The organism is Streptomyces hirsutus (assembly GCF_001418415.1).
GTDB lineage: Bacteria > Actinomycetota > Actinomycetes > Streptomycetales > Streptomycetaceae > Streptomyces > Streptomyces hirsutus.
In genome coordinates this window covers 1-7,495 of sequence record NZ_LIQT01000250.1, presented here as the reverse complement: position 1 = coordinate 7,495, position 7,495 = coordinate 1, and the positions used below count along the sequence as shown (strand labels likewise).

At 71.4% G+C, this 7,495-nt stretch carries 8 protein-coding genes and 1 pseudogene; 4 read left to right on the top strand and 5 right to left on the bottom strand.

The genetic code is table 11. The features are described from left to right. Both AOK11_RS45140 and AOK11_RS40200 read left to right on the top strand, forming a co-directional pair. The coding region (locus AOK11_RS45140) for an integrase core domain-containing protein (RefSeq protein ID WP_157869399.1) at positions 1 to 294 on the top strand (294 nt) is incomplete at its 5' end. A 478-nt stretch (positions 295 to 772) separates the two neighbouring features. After that, positions 773 to 965 (top strand): annotated as a pseudogene (locus AOK11_RS40200) (porphobilinogen synthase); the annotation flags it as partial. Positions 966 to 999: 34 nt separating this feature from the next. Here the strand turns inward: AOK11_RS40200 and AOK11_RS19325 are convergent. The 4 genes from AOK11_RS19325 to AOK11_RS19310 all read right to left on the bottom strand — a co-directional run bounded on the left by AOK11_RS19325 (position 1,000) and on the right by AOK11_RS19310 (position 5,306). Continuing rightward, positions 1,000 to 1,659, bottom strand: a complete 660-nt coding sequence (locus tag AOK11_RS19325; RefSeq protein WP_055594966.1) for a response regulator — start codon at positions 1,657 to 1,659, stop codon at positions 1,000 to 1,002. Then, positions 1,656 to 2,804 carry a sensor histidine kinase gene (locus AOK11_RS19320; protein ID WP_055594965.1) on the bottom strand — a complete coding sequence of 383 codons (1,149 nt, stop codon included), beginning with the start codon at positions 2,802 to 2,804 and terminating at the stop codon, positions 1,656 to 1,658. The genes AOK11_RS19325 and AOK11_RS19320 overlap by 4 nt, the downstream gene beginning before the upstream one ends. Beyond that, positions 2,801 to 3,637 (bottom strand): CPBP family intramembrane glutamic endopeptidase, encoded by an 837-nt coding sequence (locus tag AOK11_RS19315; RefSeq protein WP_055594964.1) that lies wholly within the window; start codon positions 3,635 to 3,637, stop codon positions 2,801 to 2,803. Before AOK11_RS19315 ends, AOK11_RS19320 begins: the two co-directional genes overlap by 4 nt. Positions 3,638 to 4,095: 458 nt before the next feature. After that, positions 4,096 to 5,306 (bottom strand): IS3 family transposase gene (locus AOK11_RS19310; protein ID WP_107098626.1). Its coding sequence is split into 2 segments (ribosomal slippage): positions 4,096 to 5,060 and positions 5,060 to 5,306, totalling 1,212 coding nucleotides; the frame shifts between segments, so codons are not numbered across the junction. A gap of 40 nt (positions 5,307 to 5,346) precedes the next feature. Between AOK11_RS19310 and AOK11_RS42915 the strand changes: the two genes are divergently transcribed. Continuing rightward, a complete protein-coding gene (locus tag AOK11_RS42915) occupies positions 5,347 to 5,499 on the top strand; it encodes a hypothetical protein (RefSeq protein WP_157869397.1) in 153 nt (50 codons plus the stop codon). Between the two features lie 204 nt (positions 5,500 to 5,703). Further along, positions 5,704 to 5,901 (top strand): hypothetical protein, encoded by a 198-nt coding sequence (locus tag AOK11_RS19300; RefSeq protein WP_055594961.1) that lies wholly within the window; start codon positions 5,704 to 5,706, stop codon positions 5,899 to 5,901. Positions 5,902 to 6,083: 182 nt separating this feature from the next. On the opposite strand, the gene AOK11_RS19295 is transcribed toward AOK11_RS19300, so the two are convergent. Beyond that, entirely contained in the window at positions 6,084 to 7,469 is a 1,386-nt protein-coding gene (locus tag AOK11_RS19295; protein WP_055594979.1) for an FAD-dependent oxidoreductase, read from the bottom strand. Between the last annotated feature and the right edge of the window lie 26 nt (positions 7,470 to 7,495).

Here is a 7,495-nt window from a genome sequence, read left to right as displayed (position 1 = left end):
CTGGAGGACGTCAACTGCCGGGCGCGGTTCCTGATCCGGGACCGGGACGGCACGTTCCCCGAGCTCTTCGACACTGTCCTGAACGACGCGGGCATCCAGGTGGTGCTCAGCGGCGCCCGGATGCCGAGAATGAACTCGGTCATGGAGCGGTGGGTGCAGACCTGCCGGCGGGAGTTGCTGGACCGCACGTTGATCTGGGACCGGCGTCACCTCCTGCACGCCCTAAGCGAGTTCGAGACGTTCTACAACGAGCACCGGCCGCACCAGGTCCGACGGCAGAGCACCCCTTCCTGAGCGATGAAGAGAAGGCACGATGGCGGACAGCCGACCGGAGAACACCGACGCCGGCCACAGCGTTGACGGTGCGTGCGGGCAGACGCTGCCACCGCCGGAGGATCCGGTCGGCGTGCTGGGGGATCAACCCCTGGTCGCGTTGCGGGCGCCTGCGGTGCGACGCCTGCTGGCGCTGCGGGCCCAAGGCGGCCTCTCGCGCCGGCATGTACGGCTGGCGGGGGAGTGCCTGGGGGCATCGGAGCGCATGGTCTGGCGGTGGCTGGCCGAGGCATCCCAGAACCCGGCGGCGGCCGCGCACCCCGGAGCCCGCCGCACGATGCGCCTCCTGCAACTGCGCGCCGTCACCGGTGTCCACCTGACCCTGGTCTGCCACCGCCCCCACCTTCCCGCCGCCCTGCACCAGGCCCTGAGGACAGCCGGCTACGCCATCACCGCCGACCTCCAGGCAGCCCGCCACCCCTACTGCTCGATAAAGCCACCCAAGGTGGCCGACGCGGTGGACGTGCCGGTCGCGGTGTACCAGATCAGCGGTGAGTACGCGATGATCGAGGCTGCCGCGGAGAAGGGCTGGACCGATCGGGACGCGGCGATCCTGAAGAGCCTGACGGGCATCCGGCGCGGGTGCGCGGACGATCCTGACGTACTGGGTGACGGAGGCCGCGCAGCGGCTCGGCCGCTGGGGCCCGTCAGGGGCCGTGGCCCGCTTCAGGACACCAGGCCCTGACGGTAGGCGTAGACGACTGCCTGGACGCGGTCGCGGAGGCCGAGCTTCGTGAGGATGCGGGAGACGAAGGTCTTGACCGTCTCCCGGCTGATCACGAGGGCCGCGGCGATCTCGTTGTTGGAGAGGCCGTCCGCGATGAGGCGCAGGACCTCCAGTTCGCGGGGAGTCAGCGGGACGTCGGGCCCGTTGTCCCCGGTGGGGCGGATCCGGACGGCGTACCGTCCGACGAGCTGGCGTGTCACCTCGGGGTCCAGCAGCGCGGCGCCCGCCGCCACGGTCCGGATTCCGTGCAGCAGTTGGGCCGGTGGCGCGTCCTTGAGGAGGAAGCCGCTCGCGCCAGCACGGAGCGCCTCGTAGACGTACTCGTCGAGGTTGAACGTCGTCACCACGAGCACCTTGACGGGGTGCGGTACGCCGGCGCCGGCCAGGAGGCGGGTGGCCGATATGCCGTCGAGCACCGGCATGCGGATGTCCATCACCACGACGTCCGGGCGGAGTTGTCCGACGAGGTCGACAGCGGTTTGCCCGTCCCCGCACTCGGCCGCGACCTCGAGATCGGGCTGGGCATCGATGATCGTCGCCAGTCCGGTGCGGATCAGTACCTGGTCGTCGCAGATCAGGACGCGGATGGGCGCGGTCACGACGGGCTCCCGGCGGGTATGTGGGCGCGGACGACGAAGCCGCCGTCCTTCTGTTGCTCCGCGCTGAAGTCGCCGCCGAGGACGTCGACCCGTTCACGGAGACCGGCCAGGCCGCGCCCGCTTCCGGAGAGTCCGGGGGTCTTCGAGCCGGAGCCGTCCGTGCCGACCTCCACGGTGATCTCTCCTGAGCCGTGGCGCACCCGGACGGAAGTGCGGCTGCCGTGGGCGTACTTGAGGGCGTTCGTCAGGGACTCCTGCACCACCCGGTAGGCCACGAGGTCGGCGCTGCCGGTCGACTCGGCCGGTGTGCCCTCTTCGGTGAACTCCACGGGCTGACCGGCCCGCCGTGTCTGTTCGACGAGGGCGAGGAGCCGGCCGGCGGGTGGGGTCCTGGGCTCGGTGCTGTGGTCGGGGTTGAGCAGGTCGAGCAGGTGCCGCAGATCCGTGATGGCACGGCGGCCGGTGTCGGTGACGGCTGTCAGGCTCTGGTCGAGGCGATCGGGGACGGCGGTCAGATAGCGGGCCGCCTCGGCCTGTACGACCATCGCCGTCACGTGGTGGGTCACCACGTCGTGGAGTTCGCGGGCGATGCGGGCGCGTTCGGCGGCGCGAGTGTCCTCGGCGACGCGGCGGCGGCTCTCGTCCTCCAGGGCCCGGGTGTGACGAACCCATGACCCGACGCCCCAGGCGAGTGCCACGGCCAGGTAGAACGTCACGAACTCGCCGGGCGGTTCGCCGGGGCCGAGCCGGTGGAGCGCGACCGCCAGCGGGACGTATGCCACGGAGGCGGCGATCGCGGTTGCCCGCCTGTGGTGTTCCAGGTGGGAGGCCACGCTCAACAGCGTGATGGGCAGCGCGATGCCGGCGAGTGAGTGGTAGCCGCGGAGCTGGTCGAGGGCGAAGCCGATCGACACCACGGCGAAGCAGAGGACGGGCCACCGCCGGCGTCCGGCGAGCGGGAGGCACTGGAGGGCGATCGCCGCGACGGCCAGGGCGTCGAAGGGGCGGGTCGGCAGGCCGCCGAGCTCCGTGCCGTTGTCGTGGTAGACCAGCGAGGCGGCGAACAGGACCGCTGCGAGCGGGACATACCAGACTGCGGCGCCTGACCGGCGCCACAGTTCCTGGATCCGCGGAAGTCCGGTCACCGGGGCAGTGTAGTGGGGGTGGCAGCGATCCGGTCGGCGCGCCGACGGGGCACCAGGTTGCCGCGCCTGCGGGCCAGCCACATGAACCCGATCGTCACCAGTACGCCGAACAGCACCGCGTACACGCTGCCTTCCGGTCCGAAGTTGCCGCCGGTGACCCACGTCGGGCCCGACGTCATGGTGTCCAGCAGTCCCTGCGGGGTGTCGTTGCCGGAGACCTCGGTGCTGAAGATGCCGGCCGCCGCGAAGTTCCAGCCGAAGTGGAGGCCGATCGGCACCCACAGGGTGCGGGTCGCGGCGTAGGCGGCGGCGAGCATGCCGCCGGCCTCGATCGCGATGGCGAGGGCGCCCCACAGGTCGGCGTTGGGGTTCAGCAGGTGCGAGAGGCCGAACAGCAGTCCGGTCAGCGTCAGTGCGATCCAGGTGCCGGTGCGCTCCTCGATGATCCTGAACAGGACCCCCCGGAAGATCAGTTCCTCCGTCACGGAGGCGGCCGCCATGAATCCGACCAGTCCCACGGCGCCGGACACCGAGCCCAGGCCGTTGATCTCGTAGTGCGCGTTGACGTAGATGTTCGTGATCACGGCGCCGAACATCGCGACGCCGATCAGCATCCCCCGGCCGATCGCGGCCCCGGCACCCTTACGGGCCACTTCGGTGGCCGGGCGGTGCTCGGTCTTGTTGACCACCCATCCGTAGACGAGTACGGCGAGCACGCAGGCCAGGAGTCCCAGGACGAGCTGGAGCCAGGGGTGGTTCTCCACGGCGGCGACGACCTGACCGCCGATCATGGCGACCACCACGACGGCCGACAGTTGCCAGACGAACCTCATGAACGCTCCTCCTCCGGGTCCGCGGCCGGGGTGCCGCGACGCCTCGAACGCTACGGATCCGGCGTCCGCGAATCGTCACCTCACGGTGGACACCTGCGCGTAGCTCGCGTGGGGGACAGGCGCTCCGACGGGTCGTTCGATGCGGGTGTCGGCGCACCTGGCTGCCGGGAAGACCGCCCGCGTGTTCGCGCGTTCTCGCGCAGGAGGCACCGTCCGACGCCCCCCGAACCGGTCACCGGCCTGGGAGTGCCTCGACGGGTATGACGTCTCGGTCGCGCTGACGTCCGGCGGGGGCCCGGCGCCCGGGCTCCGAGTGGAACCTCTCCGGACGGGGAAGGCGGAGTAGGCGCCGCCTTTGCCGCTCTCCTCGGGGCACTCGGCGTCTGCAGAGGTCCGGCGGGCCCTCCCGGGGTGGAAGGTCACCGATGAGGTTGATCCCCGGGGGTGGACACCGGGTTTCACGCGACGAGTGACAGCGTACGTGACGTGATCAGTTGCTGTTCGAACTCGGCTGGTGTGAGGTAGCCGAGCGCGGAATGCCGACGGCGCCGGTTGTAGTACGACAGCCAGCAGAACAGCTCGAGCCGCGTCTGTGCCTTCGAGGTCCAGCGCCTCCCGTGGAGCAACTCGCGCTTGAGGCCCTGGAAGAACGACTCTGCGAGGGCATTGTCATAGCTCGAACCGACCCGGCCCATGCTGCGCCGGATGCCGTGCCGGCGGCAGACCTCGGCGGAGGCGGCCACGCTGTATTGGGCGCCCCTGTCGGTGTGGAAAACGACGCCGCGGACCCGGCCGCCGCGGGCGGCCACGGCCATCTCGATCGCGTCGGTGACCAGCGAGGTGCGCATGTGGTCGGCGATCGACCAGCCCACCACCTTCCTCGAGCAGATGTCGATCACCGTGGCGAGGTAGAGCCACTTCGCGCCGACGGCTATGTAAATGATGTCGCCGCACCACCTGGTGTTCAGCGTGTCCGCAGTGAAGTCGCGCATCACCAGGTCCGGCGCGGGCGGCGCGGTCCTGTCCGCGATCGTCGTCCGCTTCCTCTTCCGCAGGTGCCGCCCGACGATGTGGTTGACCCGCATCAGCCGGGTGACGCGCTTGCGGTTGATCCTCCGTCCCCTCGCACGCAGCTCGGCATGGACGCGCGGGGCGCCGTAGGCACCATGGTGCTCGAGGTGGATGGCGCGGATCTCGCTCACGGTCCGCTTCTCCTCGGCCTGGCGCTCGGCGCGGGCCTGCTCGGTGGCCAGGTGCCGGTAGTAGCCGGCGCGGGACGCCCCGAGCACCCGGCAGATCCGCTGCACGCCGAAGTCGGCGCGGTTCTCGGAGATGAAGCCCCAGCGGCGGGGGCTCACTTCACCTCCCGGACGAAATAGGCGGCTGCCCGGCGCAGGATCTCGCGCTCCAGCTGCCACTCCTTCTCCGCCTTCAGTAGCCGGGCGTTCTCCGCCCGCAGTCGGGCCAGCTCCTCCGCCTCGCTCCCGCCCGCGTCACGGCGTCCGGGCACGGCCTGTGAATCGTCCTTGCGGACCCACGTCCGCAGCGACTCGGCGGTGATGCCGAGATCCGCGGCCACCGCCGCGTACGTCCACTTGCCGGCCGCGGCGCGGTAGAGCGCGACGGTGTCCTTCCTGAACTCCTCCGGATACGGAGACTTGCGTCCCACCTGGACATCCCTCCCTGGACCATCAAGATCCATTGTCAGGGTGTCCACACCAAAGGATCATCCTCACACGCCCGCCGGCACCCCGTACGAGGACGCGCACCCGGCGATCGTCGCCTGGACGCAGAGCACCGCGGCGGATCGCGGCACGAACGAGCTGACGCTGAGCGACCTCCAGGCCATGCTGGAGAGCTGACCGCAGCAACGCGCCGACGCCCACGGACCAGATGGCCGTGGGCGTCGGCGTGTGCCCAGGCCATCGACCCGGCCGGGACCGGTCGACGGGACGGACGGAGAAGTCGCCGGGCCAGCTGCCGGGACGCGGCCCGAGTGCTCGCCGTGAAGACGGCGGGGAGCGGCGAGGGTGCGGGGAGCGACCCACACAAGCACGGAGGCCTTGATGGTCGAACCGACCCCACCGCACCTCTCGCTGGAGCAACGCGAGCGCCTGGAGAAGCTCGCCGACGCGAGCCGGCTGCGTGCGGCGCTGTACCCGTCGCCGAAGCCGCCGCCCGTCCGGCGCCGCTCCCGCTCACGGCAGTTCCCCGGCGGCCGGCCGAACCTGTGGCGCTACGCGCGGGACCGCCGCCGGGGATGAGTGGACACGGTGGACTCCACCGCGTGCCCGGTGCACGGACCGCTGACCGGGTGGGAGTGGAGTCCACCCGGAGAGTGGAGACCACGGTGGTGCGCATCGAGTGAACCCCACTCCATGCGCACCGCACGCTCACGAAGCTCGGCAGGGTAAGGGGAAGGGCGGGCCATGAACTCGATCCTCTCTCAAGGAATCGAGCCTCCATCAGACCCGGAGCGGTTCACCCCGGGTCCCTCCGGTGCCGCGGGAGGCTCCGTCGGCGTCGGCGCCGGCCGAGCGAAGAGGACGGCGCGGGCCACCGGCGGAGCGAACAGCGCGGAGACGGGTCGGGCGAGCGTTAGTACGGCACGGAAGGCGCCGCCCACGACCGGGTCGCCGGGCGCCCTCTCCTGGACCCGGCGCAGGTACCAGTCCGCGACCCGGTCCGCGGGACCGCCGTCGAGGGCGCTGCCAAGGGCACCCGGCATCTTGCGGTCCGCCCCGGCGGAGATGTCCCACGCCTGCCGGGACGCCGCGAGCAACGCCCGCTGCGCGCGCCGGGTCGTAGGCGTACGGTGCGGATCAGCGAGCGCGTCACGTAGGGCGACCGCGCTCATCGCGGCGACGGCCATGCCCTGGCCGTAGATCGGGTTGAAGGTGCACAGCGCGTCGCCGGTGGCGAGGAATCCCGCCGGCGGGCCGGGCAGGTCGTAGCGGCGGCGGACGTTGGCAGTGCGCCGGTAGCCGAATGGCGGGGAGAGCGGTTCGGCCTCGTCCATCCAGCGGTCCAGGAGCGGATGGCCCAGCCGCTTGGCGTACGTTACGAACTCGTCGTCGTCCGTGGGCGGTGCGTCGCCGCGCAGCCCGGAGACGATCACCAGGTGGGTGCCGTCCTCCAGGGGCAGCGCACCGCCGCCGTGCAACTGGGAGGGGCCGGGATAGACGTAGTACCCGACGGTCGCACCGTCGAGAACCCCCTTCGGACCGCGGTAGACGCGAGAGGCATAGGCGAGGCCCGTGTCAAGGGTCTCCTCGTGTGGGGCCGCGGCGCCGATCGCGGCGAGCCACTGCGGGGCCTTCGTGCCGGTGCCGGAGGCATCGACGACCAGGTCGGCCTCCAACGCCCGGGGTTCTGTGCGCGTGTCCCCGGACCGCTCCCGCAGCAGCACGCCCCGCACCCGCGAGGCGTCACCGAGGAGCCCCACGACATCGGCGCCCTCCACGGTGCCGATCAGCGGGTTGGCGAGAACCCGCCGCCGTACCAGCTCCTCCAGTTGCGCGCGGGACCCGGTGTAGATATGCGTGGAGGCGGACACCCGGCGGAACCAGCGCCCGGCCTGCCAGAGCACCATGTCCGACGGCATGCCCACCCACGGCGCGCCCGCCTCCCGCAACTCCGCGAGGAAGCCCGGCAGCAGCGCTTCCATAGCCACCTGCCCACCCTGCAGCAGCACATGGGGATGGCGCCCCTGCGGCACCCCGGGCCGCGGCTCGGCACCGCCCGGGAACCGGTCCCGCTCAACGACGGTCACCCGGTCGGCATGCCCGGCCAGCACATGCGCCGCGAGCAGCCCCGCGAGGCTCCCACCCACGACCACCACATGCCGCCCACCCCAAC